23 protein-coding genes are annotated in these 24,807 nt (G+C 62.0%); 7 read left to right on the forward strand and 16 right to left on the reverse strand.

Annotation, left to right across the window (positions count from 1 at the left end; translation table 11 throughout):
- Window positions 1-19 precede the first annotated feature (19 nt).
- From BMH52_RS07415 to BMH52_RS07430, 4 genes are read right to left on the reverse strand one after another with little or no spacing between them, the layout of a single operon-like run.
- Window positions 20-1,384, reverse strand: a complete 1,365-nt coding sequence (locus BMH52_RS07415; RefSeq protein WP_072434192.1) for a heavy metal sensor histidine kinase — start codon at window positions 1,382-1,384, stop codon at window positions 20-22.
- A complete protein-coding gene (locus BMH52_RS07420) occupies window positions 1,374-2,066 on the reverse strand; it encodes a heavy metal response regulator transcription factor (RefSeq protein ID WP_019816940.1) in 693 nt (230 codons plus the stop codon). The genes BMH52_RS07415 and BMH52_RS07420 overlap by 11 nt, the downstream gene beginning before the upstream one ends.
- A 7-nt stretch (window positions 2,067-2,073) precedes the next feature.
- Window positions 2,074-5,169: a multidrug efflux RND transporter permease subunit gene (locus BMH52_RS07425; RefSeq protein WP_073843281.1), complete on the reverse strand. Its 3,096-nt coding sequence runs from the start codon at window positions 5,167-5,169 to the stop codon at window positions 2,074-2,076.
- Window positions 5,166-6,332 carry an efflux RND transporter periplasmic adaptor subunit gene (locus BMH52_RS07430; RefSeq protein WP_032872214.1) on the reverse strand — a complete coding sequence of 389 codons (1,167 nt, stop codon included), beginning with the start codon at window positions 6,330-6,332 and terminating at the stop codon, window positions 5,166-5,168. The genes BMH52_RS07425 and BMH52_RS07430 overlap by 4 nt, the downstream gene beginning before the upstream one ends.
- A 214-nt stretch (window positions 6,333-6,546) precedes the next feature.
- Here BMH52_RS07430 and BMH52_RS07435 point away from each other — a divergent pair, with 214 nt between their 5' ends.
- Entirely contained in the window at window positions 6,547-6,780 is a 234-nt protein-coding gene (locus tag BMH52_RS07435) for a hypothetical protein (protein ID WP_014716984.1), read from the forward strand.
- A 162-nt stretch (window positions 6,781-6,942) separates the two neighbouring features.
- Complete coding sequence (locus BMH52_RS07440) at window positions 6,943-7,725, forward strand: transporter substrate-binding domain-containing protein (RefSeq protein WP_072434195.1); 783 nt, start codon at window positions 6,943-6,945, stop codon at window positions 7,723-7,725.
- 71 nt (window positions 7,726-7,796) lie between these two features.
- Here the strand turns inward: BMH52_RS07440 and BMH52_RS07445 are convergent, their stop codons facing one another.
- From BMH52_RS07445 to BMH52_RS07465, 5 genes are all read right to left on the reverse strand, one after another.
- Window positions 7,797-8,540 carry a YkgJ family cysteine cluster protein gene (locus BMH52_RS07445; protein ID WP_019816937.1) on the reverse strand — a complete coding sequence of 248 codons (744 nt, stop codon included), beginning with the start codon at window positions 8,538-8,540 and terminating at the stop codon, window positions 7,797-7,799.
- 108 nt (window positions 8,541-8,648) lie between these two features.
- Window positions 8,649-9,131: a GNAT family N-acetyltransferase gene (locus BMH52_RS07450; RefSeq protein WP_072434197.1), complete on the reverse strand. Its 483-nt coding sequence runs from the start codon at window positions 9,129-9,131 to the stop codon at window positions 8,649-8,651.
- Window positions 9,132-9,134: 3 nt separating this feature from the next.
- On the reverse strand, window positions 9,135-10,037 hold the full coding sequence (locus tag BMH52_RS07455) for a chemotaxis protein CheV (protein ID WP_014716988.1): 903 nt from the start codon (window positions 10,035-10,037) through the stop codon (window positions 9,135-9,137).
- Between the two features lie 135 nt (window positions 10,038-10,172).
- Window positions 10,173-11,147, reverse strand: coding sequence for a D-glycerate dehydrogenase (locus BMH52_RS07460; RefSeq protein WP_073843283.1), 975 nt, complete (start codon window positions 11,145-11,147; stop codon window positions 10,173-10,175).
- An 84-nt stretch (window positions 11,148-11,231) separates the two neighbouring features.
- Complete coding sequence (locus tag BMH52_RS07465; protein WP_038448973.1) at window positions 11,232-12,200, reverse strand: LysR family transcriptional regulator; 969 nt, start codon at window positions 12,198-12,200, stop codon at window positions 11,232-11,234.
- 181 nt (window positions 12,201-12,381) lie between these two features.
- On the opposite strand from BMH52_RS07465, the gene BMH52_RS07470 reads away from it, so the two are divergent.
- Genes BMH52_RS07470 through BMH52_RS07485 form a run of 4 tightly spaced genes read left to right on the forward strand, consistent with a single transcriptional unit; the run spans window position 12,382 to window position 17,142 of the window.
- Entirely contained in the window at window positions 12,382-13,893 is a 1,512-nt protein-coding gene (locus BMH52_RS07470; RefSeq protein ID WP_073843285.1) for an efflux transporter outer membrane subunit, read from the forward strand.
- Window positions 13,894-13,903: 10 nt separating this feature from the next.
- Complete coding sequence (locus tag BMH52_RS07475) at window positions 13,904-16,081, forward strand: FUSC family protein (protein ID WP_014716992.1); 2,178 nt, start codon at window positions 13,904-13,906, stop codon at window positions 16,079-16,081.
- The gene (locus BMH52_RS07480; RefSeq protein WP_003188711.1) at window positions 16,071-16,271 is read left to right on the forward strand and encodes a DUF1656 domain-containing protein; all 201 of its coding nucleotides are present in this window, start codon (window positions 16,071-16,073) and stop codon (window positions 16,269-16,271) included. Before BMH52_RS07475 ends, BMH52_RS07480 begins: the two co-directional genes overlap by 11 nt.
- Window positions 16,272-16,281: 10 nt before the next feature.
- The gene (locus tag BMH52_RS07485; RefSeq protein ID WP_014716993.1) at window positions 16,282-17,142 is read left to right on the forward strand and encodes an HlyD family secretion protein; all 861 of its coding nucleotides are present in this window, start codon (window positions 16,282-16,284) and stop codon (window positions 17,140-17,142) included.
- A 38-nt stretch (window positions 17,143-17,180) separates the two neighbouring features.
- Here BMH52_RS07485 and BMH52_RS07490 read toward each other — a convergent pair whose 3' ends face one another.
- Together BMH52_RS07490 and BMH52_RS07495 are read right to left on the reverse strand one after the other, a co-directional pair.
- Complete coding sequence (locus BMH52_RS07490; protein WP_014716994.1) at window positions 17,181-17,582, reverse strand: nuclear transport factor 2 family protein; 402 nt, start codon at window positions 17,580-17,582, stop codon at window positions 17,181-17,183.
- A complete protein-coding gene (locus BMH52_RS07495) occupies window positions 17,575-18,762 on the reverse strand; it encodes an MFS transporter (RefSeq protein ID WP_073843286.1) in 1,188 nt (395 codons plus the stop codon). The genes BMH52_RS07490 and BMH52_RS07495 overlap by 8 nt, the downstream gene beginning before the upstream one ends.
- A gap of 111 nt (window positions 18,763-18,873) precedes the next feature.
- Between BMH52_RS07495 and BMH52_RS07500 the strand changes: the two genes are divergently transcribed.
- Window positions 18,874-19,731, forward strand: coding sequence for a LysR family transcriptional regulator (locus BMH52_RS07500; protein WP_073843288.1), 858 nt, complete (start codon window positions 18,874-18,876; stop codon window positions 19,729-19,731).
- Here BMH52_RS07500 and BMH52_RS07505 read toward each other — a convergent pair.
- From BMH52_RS07505 to BMH52_RS07525, 5 genes are all read right to left on the reverse strand, one after another.
- The gene (locus tag BMH52_RS07505; protein WP_073843290.1) at window positions 19,728-20,540 is read right to left on the reverse strand and encodes an SDR family oxidoreductase; all 813 of its coding nucleotides are present in this window, start codon (window positions 20,538-20,540) and stop codon (window positions 19,728-19,730) included. The genes BMH52_RS07500 and BMH52_RS07505 overlap by 4 nt on opposite strands.
- A gap of 14 nt (window positions 20,541-20,554) precedes the next feature.
- Window positions 20,555-21,019, reverse strand: a complete 465-nt coding sequence (locus tag BMH52_RS07510) for a multidrug transporter (RefSeq protein ID WP_072434202.1) — start codon at window positions 21,017-21,019, stop codon at window positions 20,555-20,557.
- Window positions 21,020-21,319: 300 nt separating this feature from the next.
- Window positions 21,320-22,771 (reverse strand): mannose-1-phosphate guanylyltransferase/mannose-6-phosphate isomerase, encoded by a 1,452-nt coding sequence (locus tag BMH52_RS07515; protein WP_032903349.1) that lies wholly within the window; start codon window positions 22,769-22,771, stop codon window positions 21,320-21,322.
- 186 nt (window positions 22,772-22,957) lie between these two features.
- On the reverse strand, window positions 22,958-23,614 hold the full coding sequence (locus BMH52_RS07520; RefSeq protein ID WP_032893493.1) for an alginate O-acetyltransferase AlgF: 657 nt from the start codon (window positions 23,612-23,614) through the stop codon (window positions 22,958-22,960).
- Between the two features lie 16 nt (window positions 23,615-23,630).
- Complete coding sequence (locus tag BMH52_RS07525; protein ID WP_073843292.1) at window positions 23,631-24,803, reverse strand: alginate O-acetyltransferase; 1,173 nt, start codon at window positions 24,801-24,803, stop codon at window positions 23,631-23,633.
- Window positions 24,804-24,807: the final 4 nt, after the last annotated feature.

Consider the following 24,807-nt stretch of genomic DNA (forward strand, 5'->3'; position numbering starts at 1 on the left):
ACTCAAGCGTTCTTACGATTTAGACCGGAAGGGTGATACCAAACGTATTGCCACCGCCTTCACTGCGCACAAACACATCCCCGCCATGCATCAACGCAATCGCCTTGACGATCGCCAGCCCCAACCCGTGATTGGCCCCGCTGTTGCTGCGCGAGGCATCCACCCGATAGAAGCGTTCGAACAGGCGTGGCAAGTGTTCGCTGGCAATCGCGTCGCCGGGGTTGGTCACGCCGATTGCCACCTGCTTCTCCTGCACCTGGATATGCACGTCGATAATCTGTCCGGGTGCGGTGTGTTGCACGGCATTGCTCAGCAGGTTGATCAGCGCACGCCGCAGGTGGGCTTTTTCGATCTGCACCAGGGCATCGCCGTCCACGCGCACCTGAACCTGGGCGTCTTCGAGGATAAAATCCAGATAGTCGAGGGTGGTGGCCACTTCATCGGCCAGGGAGCATTCGATCAGCTTGGTGGCTTTGCTGCCCTGATCGGCGCTGGCAAGGAACAGCATGTCGTTGATGATCGAGCGCAGCCGTTCCAGCTCCTCCAGGTTCGATTGCAGCACCTCAAAATAGTGTTCGGCCGAACGCCCGCGTGTCAGCGCGACTTGGGTCTGGCCGATCAGGTTGGTGAGCGGCGAGCGCAGTTCATGGGCAACGTCGGCGTTGAACGATTCCAAGCGCGAATACGCCTGTTCAACCCGGTCGAGGGTGGCGTTGAATGAATTGACGAATTGGCTCAGCTCGGGCGGTAAGGGTGACAATTGCAGGCGCCCGGAGAGTTTCGGCGGCGCAAGCTTTTGCGCTTCATCCGAGAGTTTGCCCAAGGGCTTGAGGCCGATACGCGCGACCCAGAACCCCAGCAGTGCCGCCAGTATTACACCCACCAGCGCGAGGCTGATCAACGCCACCAGCAAGTGATGCTGGGTGGCGCGGAAGTTCTCCGTGTCGATGGCAATCATAAAGCGCAACGCCGGGCGCTGGTCCTTGGCTGCAAATTGGCTGACCAGCACCTTGAAGGGATAATCGTGACCCGGCAGGCGCAGGTCGCGCTTACCTGTGGCGCCTTCGGCAAAGGCGCGAATCTGCGCGTCCGGCTCACCGTATTCGTAGCTCGGGTCGCTGCTGACCACCCAGAAACGGATGCGCTTGTCTTCTTCCCCCAACAGCTTGAGCTTGGACCTGATCTTGGCCCAATGTTCCGGCGTGCCGAAGCGATTGATCGACGATTCCAGCACGCTGTAGCGCGCATCCAACTCGGCACCTGGCAACAGCCCCAGGCCACGGTCGACCTGCTGGTACAGCGCGCCGCCGATCAACAGAAAGATCAGCAACGCCACCAGGGTGAACATGCCACTCAGGCGCAGGGCGATGGAATTAGCGACCACTGTGGTTTTCCTGTATGCGGTTCTCCAGCACATAGCCCATGCCGCGAATGGTGTGCAGCAGCTTGTGTTCGAACGGCCCGTCGAGCTTGGCGCGCAGACGCTTGATCGCCACTTCCACCACGTTGGCATCGCTGTCGAAATTGATGTCCCAGACCATCTCGGCAATCGCGGTCTTGGACAGGATCTCGCCCTGGCGTCGCGCCAATACGCTGAGCAGCGAGAACTCCTTGGCGGTCAGGTCCAGGCGTACACCGTTGCGGCTGGCCTTGCGGCTGATCAGGTCGATCCACAGGTCGGCAACGGTGACCTGCACCGGTTCATGGCCGCCGCTGCGGCGGGTCAGGGCTTGCAGGCGGGCCACCAGTTCCAGGAACGAAAACGGCTTGCCCAGATAATCGTCGGCGCCTTCGCGCAGGCCGCGGATGCGGTCTTCAACGCGCTCGCGAGCGGTGAGCATGATCACCGGCGTCTGCTTGCGGGCGCGTAAGGCACGCAACACACCGAAGCCATCCAGGCCGGGCAGCATCACGTCGAGCACGATCACGGCGTAATCGTTTTCCAGCGCCAGGTGCAGGCCCTCGATGCCTTCACGGGCGACATCGACGGTGTAGCCTTGCTCGGTCAGGCCGCGGTGCAGGTAGTCCGCGGTTTTTTCTTCATCTTCAATAATCAGGACGCGCATGACCGCCTCAGTGTGTGGTCGCCAGCGTCAGCGCTGGTTTGGGCCTGTGGAAAAAACGTTCAAGGTACAAGTATATGACCGGCGTGGTGAACAGCGTCAGCGCCTGGCTCACCAGCAAGCCACCGACCACCGCGATGCCCAGCGGCTGGCGCAGTTCCGCCCCGGGGCCTGCGCCGAGCATCAACGGCACGGCGCCGAGCAACGCGGCAAGGGTGGTCATGATGATCGGCCGGAACCGCGTGACGCAGGCTTCATAAATCGCATCTTCGGGCGGCAGCCCGCGTACCCGCTGCGCCTCCAGGGCGAAGTCGATCATCAAGATACCGTTCTTCTTCACGATGCCGATCAGCAGCACCAGGCCGATCAAGGCCATGATCGAAAAGTCCTGGCCCAGCAGCCACAGCATGACCAGCGCACCGAGGCCCGCCGAGGGCAGGGTGGAAATGATCGTCAGCGGGTGCACAAAACTCTCGTACAGCACACCCAGAATAATGTAGACCGCCACCAGCGCCGCGAGGATCAGCCAGGGTTGGCTGGCCAGCGAGCTCTGGAACGCCTGGGCCGCACCCTGGAAGTTGCCGATGATTGTGCTCGGCATCCCGATTTCGTTTTTGGCCTGGTCGAGCATGATCACTGCATCGCCCAGGGCTACGCCGGGCGCCAGGTTGAACGACAGGTTGGCAGCAGGGAACATGCCGTCATGGCTGATGGACAACGGCCCGACCGTGGGCGGGTCGACTTTGGCCAAGGCCGACAACGGCACCATCTCGTTGGTCAATGGCGAGCGCAGGTAAAAGTAGTCGAGGCTTTCGGCCTTGCCGCGCTGTTGGCTGTCCAGTTCAAGTATCACTTGGTACTGGTTGATCTCGGTCTGGAACTCGTTGATCTGGCGCTGGCCGAAGGCGTCGTACAACGCCTGGTCGACATCGGTGGCGGTCAGCCCGAAACGTGCGGCGGCCTGGCGGTCGATGCTGATATGGGTGATGCTGCCGCCCAGTTGCAGGTCGTTGGACAGGTCGCGAAACGCCGGGTTGACGCGCAGTTTTTCGGTGAGACGCTGGGTCCAGGTGTTCAGCGTCGGGCCGTCGTTGCTCTTGAGCACATATTGGTACTGGGCGCGGCTGGGGCCGGAGCTCAGGTTGATGTCCTGGCCGGCGCGCAGGTACAGCACGATGCCCGGCACCTTCGCCAGTTGTGGGCGGATGCGGTCGATAAACTGGCTGGCGGACACATCGCGCTCACTGCGGTCTTTCAAGGCGATCCAGAAGCGGCCGTTGGCGATGGTCTGGTTGCTGCCGGTAACGCCCACCGAATGGGAAAACGCCTGCACCGCCGGGTCGGCCTTGACGATCTCGGCCAGGGCCTTGTGCTTGGCGACCATGTCCTTGTACGACACATCGGCCGCCGCTTCGCTGGTGCCGAGCACGAAACCGGTGTCCTGCACCGGGAAGAATCCCTTGGGAATGAACACATAGCCGACCACCGCCAGGGCCAGGGTTACCACGAAGATCGCGGCCATGCTGCGTTGGTGCGCCAAGGCCCGGCGCAGGTTGCGCGCATAGCCGGCCAGCAGGCGTTCGCTGAAGCTGGGTTTGGCGTGGGCAGGGTGGGTAGGGGCACGCATGAACAAGGCGGCCAGCGTCGGGGCCAATGTCAGCGAAACCACCACTGAAATCAGAATGGTCGCGGTGGCCGTCAACGCAAACTCCTTGAACAACCGACCGACCACTCCGCCCATGAACAGCAGCGGAATAAACGCCGCCACCAGCGAGAAGCTGATGGACACTACGGTAAAGCCAATTTCACCCGAGCCCTTGATCGCCGCTTCACGTTTGCCCAAGCCGGCTTCCAAGTGCCGATGAATGTTCTCCACCACCACAATCGCATCGTCCACCACAAAGCCCACGGCGATCACGATGGCCACCAGGGTCAGGTTGTTCAGGCTGAACCCCATCACATACATCAGGGCGAAACTGGCTACCAGCGACACACCCAATACCGCAGACACAATCAGCGTCGCCGACAGTTGACGCAGGAACAATGCCATCACCGCCACCACCAGCAGGATGGCGATCAGCAGGGTCATTTCCACTTCATGCAGTGAGGCGCGGATAGTCTTGGTGCGATCGGTCAACACGCTGACCTGCACCGAGGCTGGCAACATGCCTTGCAGGCGCGGCAACTCGGCCTGGATGCGGTCGACGGTGTCGACGATGTTGGCGCCAGGCTGGCGTGAAATCACTAGGTTCACCCCTGGCGTATCGCCGGACCAGGCTTGCACGTAGGCGTTTTCCGAGCCGTTGATGACCTTGGCGATATCGCGCAGTTGAACCGGCGCACCGTTCTTGTAGGAAACGATCAGTTGGCCGTATTCCTCTGGGTGAAACAGCTGGTCGTTGGTCGACAGGGTGGACACGCTGTTTTCGCCATAGATCGCGCCCTTGGCCAGGTTCAGGCTCGACTGCTGGATGGCCAGGCGTATGTCGGCGAGCGTCAGGCCGATGGCCGCGAGCTTGTCGGGTGCCGCCTGCACGCGGATCGCCGGGCGTTGCTGGCCGGTGATGTTGATCTGGCCGACGCCGTCGATCTGGCTGATCTGGCGCGCCAGCAGGGTTTCCACGTAGTCGCTCAGCTCGGTGCTGGGCATGCTGCTGGAACTGACACTGAGGATCAACACCGGGCTGTCCGCCGGGTTGACCTTCCTCCAGGTGGGCAAGCTCGGCATGTCGCTGGGCAACTTGCCGGACGCGGTGTTGATCGCGGCCTGGACTTCCTGGGCGGCGGTGTCGATGCTTTTTTCCAGGGTGAACTGCAGGGTCAAGAGGCTGGAGCCCAAGGCGCTGCTGGAGGTCATCTGGGTCATGCCGGGGATGGCACTGAACTGCACCTCAAGAGGCGTGGCCACCGATGAGGCCATGGTGTCCGGGCTGGCGCCGGGCAGTTGCGCGGTGACCTGGATGGTCGGGAATTCCGCTTCCGGCAGTGGCGCGACGGCCAGGTTCGGGAAGGCAATAATCCCCAGCAACACCAGGGCGAAGGTCAGCAACAGGGTGGCGACCGGGTGGTCAACGCACCAGGCCGAGGGCGACCGGCTTGCACTCATGGTTGCACCTGGGCGTTGGCGGTGTGGATCACTTGCGGCGGCTCCTTGAGCACCTCCACCTGCGCACCGGCCTTGAGCCGCGATTGCCCATCGCTGACCAGCACATCGCCGGCCTGCACGCCTTTGATGATATTGATGTCGCTGTTCTGGTAGGCGACTTGCACCGGCACCACCTCGACTTTGTCAGCGCTTACGCGGTACACGAAATGTGAGTCCAGCCCGCGCTGCACCACGGTCGGCGGTACCACCAGGGCGTTCTTGTCGAGGGCCGTCTGGACCTTGATGGTCACCAGTTGCCCCGGCCATAGCTTATGCGCCGGGTTGCTGAACTCGGCCTTGGCCCGCAGGGTGCCGGTGGTGGAACTGATCTGGTTGTCGATCAGGCTCAGGTGGCCTTCGCCGAGCAGGTCGCCGGTCTGGTTGTCGGTGTCGGCGCCCAGGTAGGCGTCGACGGTGGCCCGGGTGGGGGCGGCAATCAGGCCCTGCAAGGTCGGCAGCATCTGTTGTGGCAGGGAGAACTCAACGGCAATCGGATCGAGCTGCGTGACGGTAAACAGCCCCTGGGTGTCGCTCATGCGCAGGAAGTTGCCTTCGTCCACGTTACGGATGCCCACGCGGCCGCTGACCGGGGAGCGAATCTGGGTATAGGAAAGTTGTACTTGAGCCGCATCAATGGCCGCCTGGTTGCCCTGCGCGGTGGCCTTGAGCTGGTTGACCAGCGCCTGTTGCTGGTCATAGGTCTGTTTGGACACGCCGTCGTCGATGCTCAGCGCTTTGTAGCGCTTGAGATTGACCAACGCCACTTGCAACTGCGCCTGGCTTTCGCCCAATTGCGCCCTGGCCTGGTCGAGGCTGGCGCGGATCGAACGGTCATCGATGGTCGCCAGCAAGTCGCCGGCCTTCACCGATTGGCCCTCCTTGACCAGCAACTGGGTGAGGATGCCGTCGATCTGCGGGCGAATCACCACACTGTGCAACGACAGCACTGAGCCGATGCCGCTGATGAACCTGGGAACGTCCTGTTGCGCGACGCTCACCACCCGTACCGGGATCGCTGTGGGCGCAGCCAGCCGGGGCTTGGCAGGCCGTGTTACGGCCCAGGCGGCCACCGCTAGTATCAAGAGGACGCCCACCATCAGGGCCGTGTTTCGTTTTATCTGCATGGGAGGCGCCGGGACGCAGTTGCACGCTTTAAGCCGCAAGCTGCCAGTTGAAGGTTGGGTAGCTGCTTTATAGCCCGGTAATACGGTCAGCACGGTGACGCGAAACTGACAGCCGCGACAGCTAGCGCGTTTTACTTGTGGCTTGAAGCTTACCGCTTGCCGCTTTGCCCCCGTATACTCGCGCTTTTACACCTATAGCTGCGCCGGAGCCCCTATGACTTCCCCAACCCAACCCCCTGTCGACGCGGCTGACCTCGTCGATTCGGCCACCGCCGACGGCGTTGAAAAAACCGAGATCCCGGCGTTTAAGTTCCCCTTCAAACCGGGCGAGCTGGCTGGCGCCAAGAATGCCAGCCAGCCCTGGTACAAAGGCGGCGCCAAGAACGGCCATACCAAGACGCCGGGCATGGCGCCTCCGGGCACTCGCCGGTCCATGGGTAAACGCTGAGATTAAAACCGTAGGTGCGTTATAGGCTGTTACCTACATTGCCCGTAGAAATTTCTGCTTGTAGGTCCGCGACCGATTCTTGAAAGCTTGCACAGCGTTTGCTTCGTCCCGATGACGCTCATCGGGGCGTGGTGAGTCAGCTTTCCGGAAAAGGACATTCCCGTGGCCCTGATACACCTCTGTGCGGTGCTCGCCCTCTTGCTCTCGACAAGTGTCGTTGCCGCCGACGTGCAACCGCGGCGTGAAATCCGTTTCGCCGTTGCCGCGCATTTCCCGCCTTTTCAAAGCCGCAATTCCCAAGGGCAATTGGTGGGGCTGAATATCGAACTGGGCAATGCCCTCTGCGAGCAGCTCAACGTGCGCTGTACCTGGGTTGACCAGGTCGTGATGGAAAACTTCCCGGCCCTTGAAGCCAGGCAGTTCGACGCGATCATGGGCATGGCGCCCACCTGCCGTCGGCGCAAACGGGTGAGTTTCACCGATGACCTCTACCCGATCACCACGCGGCTGGTGGCGCGTAAAACCTCAGGCCTGCGCCCTGATCGGCGCTTGCTCAAGGGCAAGCGGGTCGGGGTATTGGTGCGCAGTAATCGTGAAGCCTACGCCCTGTCGCAGTGGGCGCCGGCGGGAGTGATCATCAGGAGTTTCTGGCTGAACGACCAACTGGTGCAGAGCCTGGTTTCGGGCGATATCGATGCGACCCTGCAAGGCGTCGTGGAGATCCGTGAAGCCCTGCTCGACACGGCCGATGGCCTGGACTTCGACTTCATGGGCCCGCCTGTGTCGTCTGGCCTGCTGGGTAATAGCGTGGCGATCGCGGTGCGAAAAACCGATACCGCGTTGCGTAATGAGCTTAATCACGCGCTTGAGCAACTGATGCAGAATGGCGAATACCAACGCATCCTCCAGCCCTATCGCCTCGGTGTATTGCCCGCCCGTCCATGAGCGCTAATGTGTGTGCAGCTTTGCACCCGAAGTTGAGTTAGATACCCATACCGTCATGAGGCCGCAGCGGCTTAAGCCGCCCTCAACGAGATAAACGCATAATTGGCTGGCACCTCAGTGGCAATTTGCGCTCCGGCATCCAGCACCTGTTCGGCGACGTCCATCCCGGACACATGAAACACCCATTCATTGGTCACCGCCGGCTGTTCAACCGCCTGTTCAATGGCCTGGGCAAACGCCTGCATATCCGGCAAGTACGCGGTAAACCCGTCGCCCTTGAGCGCGGTCGTGCGGATGCCGAGCAACGCGCACACCGCTTCTTTGGTCTGCACGTCATCACGGTCGGCCTGGCGTGAGCGGCGAATCAGTTCGGCCAGTTGTGCGTCCATCAACTCGCCACCGACGATCAGCGCGGGGCCTTGCTCCCAGGATTCGGGCGGGCAGTCCTTGGCGCTCGGGTTCAGCGGGATATGCGGGTTGATCTCCATCGGGTAGATGCGGCACACCAGCGGGCGCCGTTCGTAGATGCGGCAGCGGTTGTCTTCGTCAAGATTCCGGCAGCGTCCGGCGTTGTAGGCGGCAAAGGTAATTGCCACAAACGCCTCGGTATTGCCGCTGGGCACGACCACTGAGCGGCGCTCAGCGTGTTCCCGTTGTTGCAGGGGCAGGCCCAGGCCATTGCCGAGAAAGCCCTCGACCAGAACGATGACGTTGCCGCCGTCCGCCGCCCAGCTGCGGGCTTCTTCGAGGGTCAGGGGCACGTGATGGTCGCTGCAGCATTTACCGCAACCGACGCAGGAAAAGTGTGTGTTCATGGCGGATCTGTCACCAGGCAAGGTCAGAGGGCACGCTTGAGGGGTGACGGGTTTTTACCTTTATCTACCGCTCAGGGGCTCTGGAAGCAAGTTATGCGCCAGTGAGGATCAGCCCTTGGATACGATGTCGCGCAGCACAAACCGCATGCCCGCACTTTCGTACAGTTGCCGGGCGCGCAGGTTGCTCTCCAGCACCTTGAGGTCCACATAGGGTTCGCTGCGCTGCTTGAACACCTGGAAGCTGTGCAGCAGCAAGGCGCGGCCCAGCCCTTGGCCTTGGGCACAGGGGTGTACGGCCAGGTTCTTGATAAAGGCGCTGGTCCAGCATTGTGCCACTGCGAGAATACCGTCGCGGTTACTCGCCACCAGACACAGCGTCGGGTCGTAGTCGGCATCGGTGACGAACTGCTGGCGCCACTCCTCCAGGTGGCCGACACGGCCGCCGCCTTGGTCCTGGGTCATGCGCAGCACGGCATGGATCGCCGGAGCTAGCTCATCGCGATAATGATCCAGCCGGGTATTCGCTGGCCACTGCGGGGCGGGCAGGCTGCCGGTGAGGTCGCGACGCAGCAACTGGTAATACTCGGCCAAGGCTTACAGCCCCTTTTGCGCCACGGTTTGCGCGGCGACCACCAGGCATTTGGTCAGCTCTGGGGATGAGAACTTGGTGAGCACCGAGTCGGCGCCGGCCAGGCGCGCTTTTTCGCTGTTCATCGCACTGTCCAGGGAGGTGTGCAACAGCACATAGAGGTCCTTGAAATCCGGGGTTTCGCGCAGGGTGCGGGTGAGGGCGTAGCCGTCCATCTCAGACATCTCGATGTCCGACACCACCACGTTGATCTGTTCAACCGTGCCTTGCAGTTCCAGCAACACGTCGATGGCTTCCTTGGCGCTGCGGGCGGTGTGGCAGGTCAGGCCGAGGTTGCGCAGGGTGTGTACCGATTGCTGCAAAGCCACCTGGCTGTCGTCCACCACCAGGATGCGGGCGTTGCCCAGCACTTCGGCTTCTTCCATGGTCAGGTCGGTCGGCGCCGCTTCAATCGGTGCCGGGGCGATGCCATGTATGACTTTCTCGATATCCAGCACCTGCACCAGGCCACCTTCCACCTGGGTCACACCGGTGATAAACGCCCGATTGCCGCCGGAGCCGTAGGGCGGCGGGCGGATATCGGTGGTCAGGCAATGCACGATCTTGCTCACCGCCTGCACATGCAGGCCCTGCTTGGAACGGCTGACATCGGTGACGATCAGGCAGCCGCCGTCCGGGTCTTGCAAAGGCATTTCACCCAGGGCGCGGCTCAAGTCGATCACCGACAACGAAGCGCCGCGCAAGGTGGCGATGCCTTTGACGTGCGGGTGGGACTCCGGCAGCTTGGTCAACGGCGGGCAGGGGATGATCTCACTGACTTTCAACAGGTTGATGGCCATCAGCTTGCCGCTGCGCAAGGTAAAGAGCAGAAGCGAGAGTGAGTCTGCGCGGGCTTTGGTGGTGGACATAAAAACCTTCTGTGGATCAGGGATGACGATCTATAGAGAGTTATCGACTTGGCTGGCCTGGGCTTTAACCGGATTTTTGTGTCGGGCACTGTTTATGTGGGCGCTGGCAAGCCAGCTCCCACATTAAGTCCAGTATCAGCCCTTCCAGGCCTGTGGGTTCACCAGATCCTGCGGGCGTTGGCCCAGCAGGGCGCTGCGCAGGTTGTCCACGGCGCGGTTGGCCATGGCTTCGCGGGTTTCACCGGTGGCCGAACCAATATGCGGCAGGGTCACCGCATTGCTCAGCTGGAACAACGGCGATTCAGCCAGCGGTTCCTTTTCATACACATCCAGCCCGGCGCCACGAATGCGTTGGGTTTGCAGGGCTTCGACCAGCGCTGGCTCATCCACCACCGGCCCACGGGAAATATTGATCAGAATCGCGCTGGGCTTCATCAACCCCAGCTCCCGAGTGCTGATCAGGTGATGGGTCTTGTCGCTCAACGGCACCACCAGGCAGACGAAATCCGCCTCGGCCAGCAACTGCTCCAGGCTGCGAAACTGCGCGCCCAGTTCCTGCTCCAGCGCGGTCTTGCGGCTATTGCCGCTGTAAATGATCGGCATGTTGAAGCCCAGGCGCCCACGCCGGGCCACGGCCGCGCCGATATTGCCCATGCCGACAATGCCCAGGGTCTTGCCGTGCACATCGCAACCAAACAAAGGCGCGCCCACGCTGGCTTTCCATTGGCCGGCCTTGGTCCAGGCGTCCAATTCGGCCACGCGGCGGGCGCTGCTCATCAGCAACGCAAAGGCCAGGTCGGCAGTGCTCTCGGTGAGCACATCGGGGGTGTTGGTGAGCAGGATCCCGCGCTCGTTGAAGTACGGCACGTCGTAGTTGTCGTAGCCCACCGACACGCTGGACACCACCTCCAGCTTGCTCGCGCTTTCAAGCTGCTCGCGGCCCAGCTTGCGGCCCACGCCGATCAAGCCATGGGCATGGGGCAGGGCTTCGTTGAACTGTGCGTTGATGTCACCCAGTTTGGGGTTGGGCACGATCACCTCGAAATCCTGTTGCAGGCGTTCGATCATGGGCGGGGTGATACGGCTGAAGGCCAGGACAGTCTTTTTCATTGCAGAACTCCACTCAACATGTGGGAGCTGGCTTGCATGCTCCCACAATGAATTTATAGGGGGTGGGGAAGCAGCATGCCAAAATCAGTTCGCCATCCGCACGCCACCCACACCACCGCTCAACTCATACGCCACCAACTCCGCTTGGTGCGCCGCCAGAATTTCCGGCAACGAACCGCGCAGGTATTCCACCCAGGTCTTGATCTTCGCATCCAGGTATTGGCGCGAAGGATAGATGGCGTACAGGTTCAGCTCCTGGGAACGGTAGGTCGGCATCACCCGCACCAGCGTGCCATTGCGCAGCCCTTCGATGGCGGCATACACCGGCAGCAGGCCGACGCCCATGCCGCTGGTGATCGCGGTTTTCATCGCGTCGGCCGAGTTCACCAGGAACGGCGAGCTGTTGATCGCCACGCTTTCCTGGCCTTCAGGGCCGTTGAAGGTCCATTTGTCCAACTGGACCACTGGGCTGACCAGGCGCAGGCACGCATGGTTGAGCAAGTCCTGGGGCCGCTGTGCGCAGCCCTTGGCCTTGACGTAGTCCGGCGAGGCGCAGGCGATGCTGTAGGTGATGCCCAGGCGCTGGGACACGAAACCTGAATCCGGCAGTTCGCTGGCCAGCACGATGGACACGTCGTAGCCCTCATCGAGCAAATCCGGCACGCGGTTGGCCAGGGTCAGGTCGAAGGTCACGTCGGGATGGGTGCGGCGATAGCGGGCAATGGCGTCAATAACGAAATGCTGGCCGATGCCGGTCATGGTGTGCACTTTCAACTGCCCGGCCGGGCGCGCGTGAGCGTCGCTGGCCTCGGCCTCGGCCTCTTCGACGTAGGCGAGGATCTGCTCGCAGCGCAGCAAATAGCGTTTGCCGGCTTCGGTCAGCGCGATGCGTCGGGTGGTGCGGTTGAGCAAGCGGGTTTGCAGGTGGGCCTCAAGGTTGGAGACCGCGCGCGAGACGTTGGCCGTGGTGGTGTCCAGTTGCACGGCGGCGGCGGTGAAGCTGCCGGCTTCGGCCACACAACTGAAGGCGCGCATGTTTTGCAAAGTGTCCATGGAGTGTTCTCAAGGGAGATAGCAAATTGTGACAGAAAGTTACGCTTTCAGTGATCCCTACCAACGGATTATCGCCTGAACGGTAACAAAGATTCACAGGAATGCCAGCTTATCGTCCTCCCTGGCGCCGCCTAGAATTGCGCCACCTCTCCCGCAACACCCTCTCAGGAATTCGCTTGCCGTGCCGCGTCGCATCAGCAGAGAGCTGAAGACTCTCAGTGTTTGGGCTTTAACGTCAGTCATCAGCGGTTGCATCGGAACCGGAGGAATCGCCCCGCAAGGCCAGGCGATCAACGCCAATAGCCTGGCCACCGACGCCGCGATCCAGAGCGCCGACCGCGACGCCCACTGGCCCACCGCCCAATGGTGGCAGGCCTACGGCGACCCGCAGCTCAACCGTTGGGTCGAACTCGCCACCCGCAACAGCCCCAGCCTGGCCGTAGCCGCCGCCCGCGTACGCCAAGCTCGGGCGCTGGCCGGCGTGGCCGAGTCGGCCGAGTCGCTGCAGATCAACAGCGACACCACCCTCAAGCGTCACAACTGGCCGAAGGATCAGTTCTACGGCCCCGGCCAATTGAGCGGCGCCAACACCTGGGACAACAATTCGTCCCTGGGCCTGAGCTACGCCCTCGACCTGTGGGGCCGGGAAAGCAACACGACCGAACGTGCGGTCGACCTGGCGCACATGAGCGCCGCCGAAGCGCGCCTGGCCCAGCTCGAACTGCAAAACAACGTGGTGCGCGCCTATATCCAGCTGTCGTTGCAGTACGCCAACCGTGACATCGCGGCCGCCACCCTGGCCCAGCAACAGCAGATCCTGGACCTGGCCAACAAACGCCTGGCCGCTGGGATCGGTACTCACTTTGACGTCAGCCAGGCTGAAACCCCGCTGCCGGAAACCCATCGCCAACTGGATGCCCTCGACGAGGAAATCGCCCTGAGCCGTAACCAGCTGGCCGCGTTGGCCGGCAAAGGCCCGGGGGAGGGCGCGCAGTTGCAGCGCCCGACCCTGGCCCTCGCCGCGCCGTTGAAATTGCCCTCCAGCCTGCCGGCGCAATTGCTCGGCCAACGCCCGGACGTGGTCGCCAGTCGCTGGCAGGTAGCGGCCCAGGCACGGGGTATCGATGTGGCTCATGCAGGCTTCTACCCCAACGTCGACCTGGTCGGCAGCCTCGGCTACATGGCCACCGGCGGCGGTATGCTGGAGTTTCTGGCCGGCAAGAAATTTAACTACAACGTCGGCCCGGCGATCACCTTGCCGATCTTCGACGGCGGCCGTCTACGTGCGCAATTGGGTGAAGCCAGTGCCGGCTACGACATCGCGGTGGCCCAGTACAACCAGACCCTGGTCAATGCGCTCAAGGGCATCAGCGATCAGTTGATCCGCCGCGAATCCATGGACAAGCAATCGGTTTTTGCCGCGCAGTCGGTGGCCTCGGCGCAGAAAACCTACGACATCGCCATGATCGCCTATCAGCGTGGCCTCACTGATTACCTCAACGTGCTCAACGCCCAAACCTTGTTGTTTCGCCAGCAGCAGATCGCACAACAGGTGCAGGCGGCACGCCTCAGCGCCCATGCCGAGCTAGTGACCGCCTTGGGCGGCGGCCTCGGTGCTGGCGATGATGTGCCCACGGCTGCCAAGACACTCCCAAGCAAGACTCCGGCGGCGCTCGCCGTGTTTGATCACTGAGTAGGCCTTGATGACTCCCTTGCCTGCACCGCTGCGCTGGCTGCATTCCCTTGAGTGGCGCCGTGGTTTTTTCGACTGGGCACGCAGTGATGGCGTGACCTGGGTGTATATCTTCAAAGTGCTGGTCGCTGCGTTCCTGACGCTGTGGCTGGCGATGCGCCTGGAACTGCCGCAACCGCGCACGGCGATGATCACCGTATTTATCGTGATGCAGCCCCAGAGCGGCCAGGTGTTCGCCAAGAGTTTCTATCGCTTCCTCGGGACCTTGGCAGGCTCGGCGGTGATGGTGCTGTTGATCGCTTTGTTTGCGCAGAACACCGAACTGTTCCTGGGTGCGCTGGCGATCTGGGTCGGCATTTGCACCGCTGGCGCCACGCGCAACCGCAACTTTCGCGCCTATGGGTTCGTGCTCGCCGGCTACACCGCGGCGATGGTCGGCCTGCCGGCCCTGGCCCACCCGGACGGCGCCTTCATGGCGGCGGTGTGGCGGGTGCTGGAAATCTCCCTGGGGATACTGTGCTCGACACTGGTCAGCGCCGCCATCCTGCCGCAGACCTCCAGCGCCGCCATGCGCAACGCGCTGTACCAGCGCTTCGGTGTGTTCGCGCTGTTTGTGACCGATGGCCTGCGCGGGCGCAGCCAACGCGAAGGTTTCGAGGCCAGCAACGTGCGCTTTATTGCCGAAGCCGTGGGGCTGGAAGGCCTGCGCAGCGTCACTGTGTTCGAAGACCCGCACATGCGTCGGCGTAACGGGCGGCTCAGTCGCCTTAACAGCGAATTCATGAGCATCACCACGCGCTTCAACGCCTTGCACCAATTGCTTGAACGCTTGCGCGCCGATGAGGCCGACCATGTAGTGGCAGCGATCAAGCCCGGCCTGCAAGACCTGGCCGAAGTGCTCGACGGCTTCTCTGGCCGCGCCCTCACCAGCTTGGATGCCGCGCGCCTGGTCAACCAACTGAGCGCCTACAAGGACGGCCTGCCCGCCAAGGTGCGCAGCCTGCGGGCGAGCTTCCAGGAAGACAACCCGACGGACGCCGAGCAGTTGGATTTCCACACTGCCTACGAGCTGCTGTACCGCTTCGTCGACGACCTGCACAACTACGCGCAAACCCACGCGTCCCTGGCCGAGCATCGCCATGCGCGGGAGGATTGGCACGAAGCCTACACGCCAAAGACCAACTGGCTGGCCTGTGCCGCTGCCGGTGTGCGCGCCTCGTTTATCTTGGTTGTGCTGGGCAGTTACTGGGTGGCCACGGCCTGGCCCAGCGGCGCCACCATGACCCTGATCGCGGCGGCCACGGTGGGCCTGTCTGCTGCCACGCCCAACCCCAAGCGCATGGCGTTCCAGATGGCCTGCGGTACCTTGATCGGCGCCTTGGTCGGCTTTGTCGAAATGTTCTTCGTGTTTCCCTGGATCGACGGTTTCCCGCTGCTGTGCGTGATGCTGGCGCCGGTGATCATCTTCGGGGCCTTTCTGTCTTCACGCCCGCAATACGCCGGTGTGGGTGTGGGCCTGTTGATCTTCTTCAGCACCGGCTCGGTGCCCGACAACCTCACAGTCTATAACCCCTACACCTTTATCAACGACTACATCGCCATGGTCATCGGCATGCTGGTATGCGCGGCGGCGGGGGCGATCATTTTGCCGCCCAACAGCCGCTGGTTGTGGCGCCGCCTGGAGCAAGACCTGCGTGAGCAGGTGGTGTATGCCATCAGCGGCAAGCTCAAGGGCCTGGCGTCGAGCTTTGAAAGCCGCACCCGCGACCTGCTGCACCAGGCGTATGGCCTCGCGGCGGGCCAGCCGCAGGTGCAACGCGATTTGCTGCGCTGGATGTTCGTGGTGCTGGAGGTCGGCCACGCGATCATCGAACTGCGCAAGGAGCAGGCGATTTTGCCGGTGCACCCGGCGTATGCCGAGTCGCAGCCGTGGCGCCAGGCGATCCGCGTAATGGGACGCTCGCTGGTGCGGCTGTTCCTGCAACCCAGCGCCAGCAACCTGGAGCGCGGGTTGATTGCCGTCGACCATGCGATCAGCCGCGTGCAGGCCACCGACGAACCCTTCGCCCCGCACTTCGACACCTCGGCTCTGCGCCGGGTGAAGAGCTACCTGCACTTTATTCGCACCTCGTTGCTCGACCCGCAATCGCCTCTGGCCGCCCTCAAAGGAGCCCCGAATGCCTCGTGAAATTGCATTCCACGGCATCTATATGCCGACCATGACCCTGATGTTCTTGATCGCAGCGGGGCTGGCCTGGGCGGTTGACCGCTTCCTGGCCGGGTTCGACCTGTACCGTTTCTTCTGGCACCCGGCGCTGCTGCGCCTGAGCCTGTTCGCTTGCCTGTTCGGCGCCCTGGCGCTGAGCGTCTACCGTTGAGAATGCCCCGATGAAAAAGTTTTTCAGCCTGCTCGCCACCTTGCTGGTGCTGGCGTTGGCGATCTGGATTGGCCGCACGTTGTGGGTGCACTACATGCAAACGCCGTGGACCCGCGATGGTCGCGTGCGCGCCGACATTATCAATGTGGCGGCTGACGTTACCGGCGAAGTGGTGGACGTGCCGGTACGCGATAACCAGTTGGTGAAAAAAGGCGACCTGCTGATGCAGATCGACCCCGAGCACTACCGCATTGCCGTCAAGCAAGCGCAATCGCTGGTGGCCTCCCGCAAGGCCACTTGGGAAATGCGCAAGGTCAACGCGCACCGCCGCGCCGACCTGGACGCGCTAGTGATCTCCAGGGAAAACCGCGACGACGCCAGCAACATCGCCGACTCGGCCCTGGCCGATTACCAGCACGCCCTGGCGCAACTGGAGGCCGCCGAACTCAACTTGAAACGCACGCGAGTGCTGGCGGCGGTGGACGGTTATGTCACCAACCTCAACGTGCACCGTGGCGACTATGCGCGTATCGGCGAAGCGAAGATGGCTGTGGTGGATATGAACTCGTTCTGGGTCTATGGCTTCTTCGAAGAAACCAAACTGCCCCACGTGAGGGTGGGTGACAAAGCCGATATGCAGCTGATGAGCGGCGAGACCTTGAAGGGCCATGTGGAAAGCATCTCCCGTGGCATCTACGACCGCGACAACCCCGAGAGCCGTGAACTGATCGCCGATGTGAACCCGACCTTCAACTGGGTGCGCCTGGCTCAGCGCGTGCCGGTGCGGATTCACATTGATGAAGTGCCGGAAGGCGTGTTGTTGGCGGCAGGGATTACCTGCACCGTGATCGTCAACCCAACACAAAACTAAACTGTGGGGGGGCTTACCCGCTCCCACAGTTGACCGCGTCAGGCTTTGATAAAGGTTTCATGCAGGTGTCGCCACAGCAGCGCGCCACTGGCCTGTTTCTCGAACACCACCGTGGCGCGGCGGTCGGTCTGGGTGCCGCTGTCGTCAATCTGATGCTCGCGATACGTCACCGTGGCGCCGCGCGCATGGCGGTCGATGCCGGTCATTTCACTCAAGGTGATTTTCAACCCCGGACGCATCCCGCCCAGACGCGTAAACAACGCATTGACCCCGGCCCTGTTGACCCGCGTACCGGTGGCGGGGGCGATCATGCTGAACTCGGGTGAGAAGCGCGCGAGCAGATTTTCCAGCGTGCCCTGAGGCGCAACCCCGGCAAACCATTGCTCGATCTCGACGTGGGTCTGGATCACTTCTTCAAAAAAATCGCTGTAGTCAATCATGCTTGGGCTCGCTGCAAGGGTGAAGCAGCGTGCGTACTCTGGAAGCATCCAGGCGCAACACTGCGAAAAGCGGCAACAGGGTCAGAGCTGCCGCCATCGTGAAGGTTATGGCGAAGGAATCCAAGGCCGACAGTATTGCACTGAGCACGGCGGCGCCGACGCAGAAGCTTACTTGACGGTTCATGTTCCACAACGCACTGGCGTGGCCCATGCGCTCGGCGGGAATATCCAGAAAGGCCAGAGTTTGCGCAGTGCTGCTGCACAGGCTGCCGCCCAGGCCCATCAAGACGTAGGCCGCAATAATCAGCGCGGGCTCGTTGAGCAACAGGATGCCAGCGCATTGCAGCGCTATGCCCGCCAGCAACAAGGGTTTGGGGCCGCAGCGATTGAAGAGTTTTTTGCTCAGGTAGATTGCCACTGCCGAGGCCAGCGCCCAGGGCAACATCAGCGCGCCGGTTTGGGTGGCGTCATAGCCCAAGCTGCGCACATAAAGGATGGCGATCAGACTGGTGCCGATAAACACCCCGGGTATGCACAGGTAGACGAGCATCGCCACGCGCAGCATCGGACTGGCAACCTGTTTGAAAATGCTGCTCAGGTCCAGAGGTGGGCGCACGCGGGTGGGCGCGTCGGGTTTTATCCACAACAAGGCCAGCAGCAGGGTCACCAAGGCCAGTGGCAAGTTGGCGTAGAAAATCCAGCGCCATGCCACAGTGTCGACAATCACCCCACCCAATGCTGGCGATAGTGCCGGCACCAGCAACGCCACCGACATCACCCGCGCCGTCAGCTGGCTGCGCTCGGCGGCGGGGAAGTGCCGGTAAGCCATGGCCTGGCCCACGGGAATCAGCAAACCGCCACCGAGCCCTTGCACTGCGCGCCAGCCTATCAACGCCTCAATGGAGCCGGCCTGGCCCACCATCACCGAGGCGCCGGCGAACAGCAGCAGGCTGGAAGCGATCAGGGTGCGCTCGCCCATGAGCGCCGCCAACCACACACTCAAGGGGATGATCACTGTCAGCCCGAGCATGTAGGCATTACTGATCCACGCCAACTGTGTGACCGAGGCGTGCAGCTCGCGGGCGATATCCGGGTAGGCGACGGTGGCAACAAACATGTTCACCAGGTCCAGGGCAAAACCCAATAAAAAGATCCAGGCGACTTTCGAGCGGTAGGTCATGAACGCGTTCCTGCAAGTGAAGCCGGCAGGGTAGGCCGCAAGCAGGGGTTGGGATACGCCGGTTTGCCTGCTAGTTTGTCAAAAATATTTTGACAAAGGAGGGCGTCCATCATGGTCAGCCTGGACCGTTTTGACACTTTCAAGGCTGTGGTCGAGGCCGGCTCGCTCACTGCTGCCGCGGACCTGCTGGGCCAGACTCGCGCCGTGGTCAGCTTCAACCTCAAGCGCCTGGAGGCGGAACTCGGCGTCACCCTGCTGACCCGCAACACCCGCCAACTGGCGCTCACCGATGCCGGCGAACGCTTTTACCTGCGCTGCACGCGCATGCTTGAAGAGGCCCGCCTGGCGGTAGAAGAAGCCCGCAGTGAACATGCCCAGCTCAAAGGCACCCTGCGCATCACCACCACTGTCGAATATGCCCTGGCTGTAGTTGCTCCGGCGGTAGAAGCCTTTCGACGCCTGCACCCGGACCTGAATATCCACTTATCCACATCCTCCACCCACGCCGACCTGATCTCCGAGCGTTTTGACGTGGCGATTCGGCTGGGGCGCCTGCTGGACTCCAATCATCGAGCGGTGCAGTTGTCGACGTTCGATGTGTTTGCTGTTGCGGCACCGCAGTTTGCCGGGCTTCAGACCCTGGAAGAGCTGGAGCAGATCCCCCGGTTGGGCCATGGCCGCTTGACCGAACTGAGCGTCACCGACCCGGCGGGCATTCAACATCAATACCGTGTCGGGCCTGCTGCGTTGGTGGCTGATAGTGCGGCAGTGCTCCAGGCATTTGCTGTGCGCGGCCACGGTGTGGCGATTCTGCCGCAATGGCTGGTGCAGGAAGACTTGGAGGCCGGACGGCTGGTGCGTGTGCTGGCGGATCATCGCTTCGCCCCCCAAGGGGTCTACGCGATGTACCCGGATACCCGGCACCTGCCGCTGAAGGTGCGGGCGTTTATTGATTTTATGAAGGGCTAGAGGCTGCCACTCAAACCAAAGCGCTTCTTCAACACCATCTCCAGCAAACCCTTTGGCAACAGTGCCGCCATCAATGGCAACGCGCGGCTGCCGTTGCCCGAACGCAACAGGCGTGGCGGTCGCACGTGCTGCACCGCCTTGAGCACGTCTGCAGCAAATTCACTGGCCGGGGTTGGCTTGTCCTGGGACGCTTGGCTGCGTGCCCGAATGCCCTCGCGCAACGGCCACCATGGTGACTGTTCGTGGATCAGCAATTCGGCTTGGGCGCCGGCATTCTTTGCAAAGCTTGTATTGATCGCACCAGGCTGCACTTCCATCACCTGCACGCCAAACGGTGCCAGCTCCATGCGCAGGGCGTCGCTTAACGCATGCACAGCGGCTTTGGACGCGCAGTAGGCGCCGGCAAACGGCGTCACCAATACGCCGGAAACGCTGCCGATATTCACCACCAGGCCCTTGTTGCGGCGCAGGGCGGGAAACAAGGCCTGGGTCACGCCGACGATGGAAAACACATTGGTTTCGAATTGGCGTTGCATCGCCTCGGTACCGCCGTCGAGCAATGGGCCCATGGCGCCGTAGCCAGCGTTGTTGATCAGCACATCCAACTCGCCCCACTGCTCGGACAAGCGTTGCAGGGCGGCGCTGTCGTTGACGTCCAGTTGTAGGGCATTAAAGCCTGCGGCGGTAAGCGCGGCGACATCATCGGGTTGGCGGGCGCTGGCCCATACCTCGAAGCCTGCGGCTTTGAACGCCTCGGCAAGGGCGCGGCCGATGCCGCTGGAACAACCGGTGATCAGTACGTTGGGCATGCATCATTCCTTTGTCAGTCCGAGAAACTGCCTTGCAGGTGCTCGGCGCGAAATTCCAGGGTTTGTGGGCGATAGCCGGGACGCAGCGGCGGGGTGGGCAGGCAGTCATCCCAAGTAGCGCCCGCCTGCAACTCGCCGGGGCCGCGATAGCGTGGGGCGGCGTAGACATTGTCGGCCAGGTTGACCGTATCGCCCGGTGCATAGGCGGCGACGCGCCAGCGCAGTTCGGTCAGTGGCACGTCGTTGCCGTTGTTCAGGGTCAGTTTTAAAGGACGGTCGGCCGGGCATTCCTGTGGGGCGTAGGTGATGCGCAGTTCAAGGCGCGCCAGTTGCGACGCTTCGCGGTTGTCCAGCCATACCACCCACACTGCGACAAACCCCAGGCCGACGGCCGCGGCCAACGATACCGGCAGCGCCTTGGCTGGGTAGCGCAGCAGCAGGATCAGCCAGGTGATGATCAGGAGAACGCCGAAGAACATGGAGACCACCTCGAATAGGGAACCAGCATCCTAACTTAAGCGTAGGTGGGATTGCTTAGCTTGAGCATTGTGTTGGCCGCACGGACGCCATCGCAGGCAAGCCAGCTCGATCGTTCCCACGCTCTGCGTGGGAATGCATCCCGTGACGCGTCACCCATGCACCGGATGTGAATCGGAACGCGGAGCGTCCCAGGCGGCGTTCCCACGCGGAGCGTGGGAACGAGCAGTAAAAAGCCCCCACCCAACCCACTGCGGATAGGGGACGCAATGGGCTGGGCGAGGGCTTCTTGTACGACTGTTTTACTGCGCGATAGTTTTCACCGATACACCACGTTCAACCGGTGTCGAGCGACCATAGATATCTTCGAAGCGCTCGATATCGTCTTCACCCAGATAGCTGCCCGATTGCACTTCGATGATCTCCAACGGGATCTTGCCCGGGTTGCGCAGGCGGTGCACCGAGGCGATCGGGATGTAGGTGGACTGGTTTTCGCAGAGCAGGAACACGTTGTCGTCACAGGTGACTTCGGCGGTGCCGCTGACCACGATCCAGTGTTCGGCGCGGTGATGGTGCATCTGCAGCGACAGGCACGCGCCCGGCTTGACCGAGATGTGCTTGACCTGGAAACGCCCGCCCATGTCCACCGAGTCGTAGGAACCCCACGGACGATAGACTTCGCAGTGGTTCTGGGTCTCGCTGCGGCCTTGCTCGTTGAGGGTGTTGACCATCTGCTTGACGCCCTGGACCTTGTCCTTGTGGGCAATCATCATCGCGTCTTTGGTTTCCACCACCACGATGTTGTCCAGGCCGATCACCGACACGAGTTTGCCGTTGCCATGCACCATGCAGTTGCGGCTGTCCTGGATCACCACGTCGCCTTTGCTCACGTTGCCGTTGGCGTCTTTATCGTTGACCGCCCACAGCGAGGCCCAGCAACCGACATCGCTCCAGCCAGCGGCCAAGGGCACGACGCAGGCGCGTTGGGTTTTTTCCATCACGGCGTAGTCGATGGAATTGTCCGGGCAGCAGGCGAAGGTGGCGTCGTCGAAGGTCACGGTATCGGCGGTCTGCTCGCTGCGCTCCAGGGTCAGCACGCAGGTGTCGTAGATGTCCGGGTCATGCTTTTTCAGCTCTTCGAGGAAGCGGCTGGCACGGAACAGGAACATGCCGCTGTTCCAGAAGTAGCCACCGCTTTTGACGAACTCGACCGCACGTTTTTCATCGGGTTTTTCCACGAACTGTTGCACGCGGCTCACGCCTTCAGGCAGCAGCGAATCGTTGGTGGACTTGATGTAGCCGTAGCCGGTCTCCGGGCGGGTGGCCGGCACGCCGAACAGTACCATCTCGCCCCGCTCGGCGGCCACGGTGGCCAGGGCCAGTGCGCGTTGCAGGGCTTTCTGGTCGTCGATCACGTGGTCGGCGGGCAGTACCAGCATCAAATCGTCACGGCCTTCGTTGACCAGCATCATCGCGGTCAGGGCCACCGCCGGCGCAGTGTTGCGGCCGAAGGGTTCCATCAGGATGCGCTGGCAGTCGAGCTTGCGTGCGCTCAGTTGCTCGTTGACGATGAAACGGTGATCTTTGTTGCAGACCACGATGGGGGCGTCCATGCCTTCGAACACCAGGCGCTCCAGGGTTTGCTGGAACAAGGTGTGCTCGCCGGTCAGTGCCAGGAACTGCTTGGGGAATTGTTTACGCGAAAGCGGCCAAAGACGTGAGCCGCTACCACCGGAAAGGATTACTGGGATCATGGTGTTTCTCCTTGAATCGATATGGGTCAGAGCTACGAAGGTTTGTCGTTTCACTCTTGTTTTTGTCTCGGTCCTGAGTTGAACCCCGGTCAGTGTGGGAGCTAGCTTGCCTGCGATGGCGCCTACAAGACCGCCATCGCAGGCAAGCCAGCTCCCACAAGGGGGCGTGTCAACTCAGGGAAATAATCAGCGGGTCGACACTGGGCGTTTCACCCACACTGGCGACAGGCTCGAACCAGAACCGGTGACATACAGCACCGCCGCTTCACCGCGTTCCAACGCAACCGGCTTCACATCACCGACTTTCTTGTCACCGTCATACAGCGCCAGGCTCACTTTCACCGGGTTGATCTCACGCTCGCCACGGCCCTTGGCGGCCACCGACTTGACCACATCGGTCTTGCCGTCGGCGGTCTTCAAGGTCAGGGCCTTGTCGCTGAGGTTCTGTACGCGCACCAGGGATTTCTGCTTGTTCTTGAACGGGGGCTCTTCAATCAACTGCGGCTGGCCGCTGCCACTGTTGACCAGGGTGTAGTAGTGGTCGGCAGCCAGTTTGACCGGCAAGGTCTGGCTGCCGACCTTGGCGCTGTAGTCGCCGCCCGGCATGAAGCTGAAGTCGCTGCTGGCCAGTGGCGCAACGTCGCTGAGGTTGGTGCTGCCGACGGTGGCGCTGACTTCCTGGTTGCTGGCGTTGTAGATACGTACAAAGCTGGAGCCTTTTGGTGCAGTCGGGCCGTACAGGGCGGCGTCACCGGCAGCGAAGGCCGACAGGGATACGAAGCTCAAGCCCGCTGCGATAGCCAGGGTTTTAGCGAGACGACGAGGAGTAGTAGTGAAAGTCATGTGAGTTACCTCTCTTTCAGTTTTGCGCCCGGTCGGGCGTCTCGGATTTAGGTGTGTTGATTGCCATGTTCTGTTGGCGCGAACCGGCTTGTTTAAGCTGCGCAACCCAGGCTGGGTCGGCATCACCGATTTCGTTATTCACGGGCAGATAGCGTTCAGGAAACTCCCAGATCAGCACCTGGGGCGGGCTGTTCTTGAAGTCATCACTTTTGAGATAGCTGAGCATCGGCAGGATCGGGCCATGGCCGTCTTCGGCGTAGCTGACTACGTCGCTGTGCAAGGCTTGCTTGAGTGCACCGACGAAGTTCCAGTTGGGGTTGGCGCTGTAGCTGGTGCCGACCAGTGCCACCGGGGTTTCGCTGTCGCTGAACAGCGCGTCATCACCTTTCTCTTCGGCCAGGTGGGTGACACGTTTTTCCAGCGGCTCTTTAGGTGGCATCAGGTTTTCGAACAGCGGGTCCAAGGGCAGGAACAAACGCAGGTCGCCTTTATGCGGTTCGGTTTTCTCGGCCTCGGTGACAAAACGCTGCGGCTCGCCGCTCAGTGGGGTCTTGTCGGCAATCGCCTTGGCCAATTGCTTGGCGGCGACTTCGGCACCGTCCGGGGTCCAGTGGGTATCGGTACGCAGGAACACCTGCTTGCCGGCGAGCTTGGCCTGTTGCAGCGGGCCGAGCAGGTCTGGCGCCGGGATGTTGTCTGCCGCCACGCGAGCGTGGAAGTCCTGGTACAGGTTGGCGTGGATGCTCGCCGGTTTCACCTCACCCAGGTGTTCCGGATACAGGCGCACCTTGGCCGGCACGATCGCCATCACCAGTTGGATGCCCTGGGCCTTGAGCTTCTGGCGTACGCCTTCGACCAGCGCGTAGTTGCCTTGCAGGTTCTGGTCTTCGTTGACGGCGGGGTTGAATTCCTCGTCGCTGTACAGCCAGTGATCGCGGCCCAGCACCACGCCAGGGCGGCCTTCATTGAACAACTTGTAGTCCAGCGCCGCCCACAGGTTGGTGCCCAGGCGCTTGATCGGGAACTCGTCGTCGTAGTGGGTCTCGACGGCTTTGGTCCAGCGACCGTTGAGCACGGTGGCATCGGCGTTGGTGCTGAAGCCAAAGAAGCTGCGCAGCGACCAGGCGCCGAGTGCCAGCAACAGCACCAGGAACAGGCTTATGTAGAGGACGCGTAATGAACGGGTCATGGTC

Origin of the sequence: Pseudomonas sp. BTN1 (genome assembly GCF_001907715.1) — a bacterium.
In the GTDB taxonomy this organism is placed as follows: domain Bacteria; phylum Pseudomonadota; class Gammaproteobacteria; order Pseudomonadales; family Pseudomonadaceae; genus Aquipseudomonas; species Aquipseudomonas paracarnis.

What these genes read in the sequence shown, in the direction of transcription:
- BMH52_RS07460 (WP_073843283.1), bottom strand. Translation starts at nt 11,147, where the DNA reads ATGAAAAAGACTGTCCTGGCCTTCAGCCGTATCACCCCGCCCATGATC.
- BMH52_RS07505 (WP_073843290.1), bottom strand. Translation starts at nt 20,540, where the DNA reads ATGCCCAACGTACTGATCACCGGTTGTTCCAGCGGCATCGGCCGCGCC.
- BMH52_RS07465 (WP_038448973.1), bottom strand. Translation starts at nt 12,200, where the DNA reads ATGGACACTTTGCAAAACATGCGCGCCTTCAGTTGTGTGGCCGAAGCC.
- BMH52_RS07420 (WP_019816940.1), bottom strand. Translation starts at nt 2,066, where the DNA reads ATGCGCGTCCTGATTATTGAAGATGAAGAAAAAACCGCGGACTACCTG.
- BMH52_RS07455 (WP_014716988.1), bottom strand. Translation starts at nt 10,037, where the DNA reads ATGTCCACCACCAAAGCCCGCGCAGACTCACTCTCGCTTCTGCTCTTT.
- BMH52_RS07475 (WP_014716992.1), top strand. Translation starts at nt 13,904, where the DNA reads ATGACTCCCTTGCCTGCACCGCTGCGCTGGCTGCATTCCCTTGAGTGG.
- BMH52_RS07515 (WP_032903349.1), bottom strand. Translation starts at nt 22,771, where the DNA reads ATGATCCCAGTAATCCTTTCCGGTGGTAGCGGCTCACGTCTTTGGCCG.
- BMH52_RS07430 (WP_032872214.1), bottom strand. Translation starts at nt 6,332, where the DNA reads ATGCAGATAAAACGAAACACGGCCCTGATGGTGGGCGTCCTCTTGATA.
- BMH52_RS07495 (WP_073843286.1), bottom strand. Translation starts at nt 18,762, where the DNA reads ATGACCTACCGCTCGAAAGTCGCCTGGATCTTTTTATTGGGTTTTGCC.
- BMH52_RS07480 (WP_003188711.1), top strand. Translation starts at nt 16,071, where the DNA reads ATGCCTCGTGAAATTGCATTCCACGGCATCTATATGCCGACCATGACC.
- BMH52_RS07445 (WP_019816937.1), bottom strand. Translation starts at nt 8,540, where the DNA reads ATGAACACACACTTTTCCTGCGTCGGTTGCGGTAAATGCTGCAGCGAC.
- BMH52_RS07510 (WP_072434202.1), bottom strand. Translation starts at nt 21,019, where the DNA reads ATGTTCTTCGGCGTTCTCCTGATCATCACCTGGCTGATCCTGCTGCTG.
- BMH52_RS07485 (WP_014716993.1), top strand. Translation starts at nt 16,282, where the DNA reads ATGAAAAAGTTTTTCAGCCTGCTCGCCACCTTGCTGGTGCTGGCGTTG.
- BMH52_RS07435 (WP_014716984.1), top strand. Translation starts at nt 6,547, where the DNA reads ATGACTTCCCCAACCCAACCCCCTGTCGACGCGGCTGACCTCGTCGAT.
- BMH52_RS07525 (WP_073843292.1), bottom strand. Translation starts at nt 24,803, where the DNA reads ATGACCCGTTCATTACGCGTCCTCTACATAAGCCTGTTCCTGGTGCTG.
- BMH52_RS07520 (WP_032893493.1), bottom strand. Translation starts at nt 23,614, where the DNA reads ATGACTTTCACTACTACTCCTCGTCGTCTCGCTAAAACCCTGGCTATC.
- BMH52_RS07425 (WP_073843281.1), bottom strand. Translation starts at nt 5,169, where the DNA reads ATGAGTGCAAGCCGGTCGCCCTCGGCCTGGTGCGTTGACCACCCGGTC.
- BMH52_RS07500 (WP_073843288.1), top strand. Translation starts at nt 18,874, where the DNA reads ATGGTCAGCCTGGACCGTTTTGACACTTTCAAGGCTGTGGTCGAGGCC.
- BMH52_RS07490 (WP_014716994.1), bottom strand. Translation starts at nt 17,582, where the DNA reads ATGATTGACTACAGCGATTTTTTTGAAGAAGTGATCCAGACCCACGTC.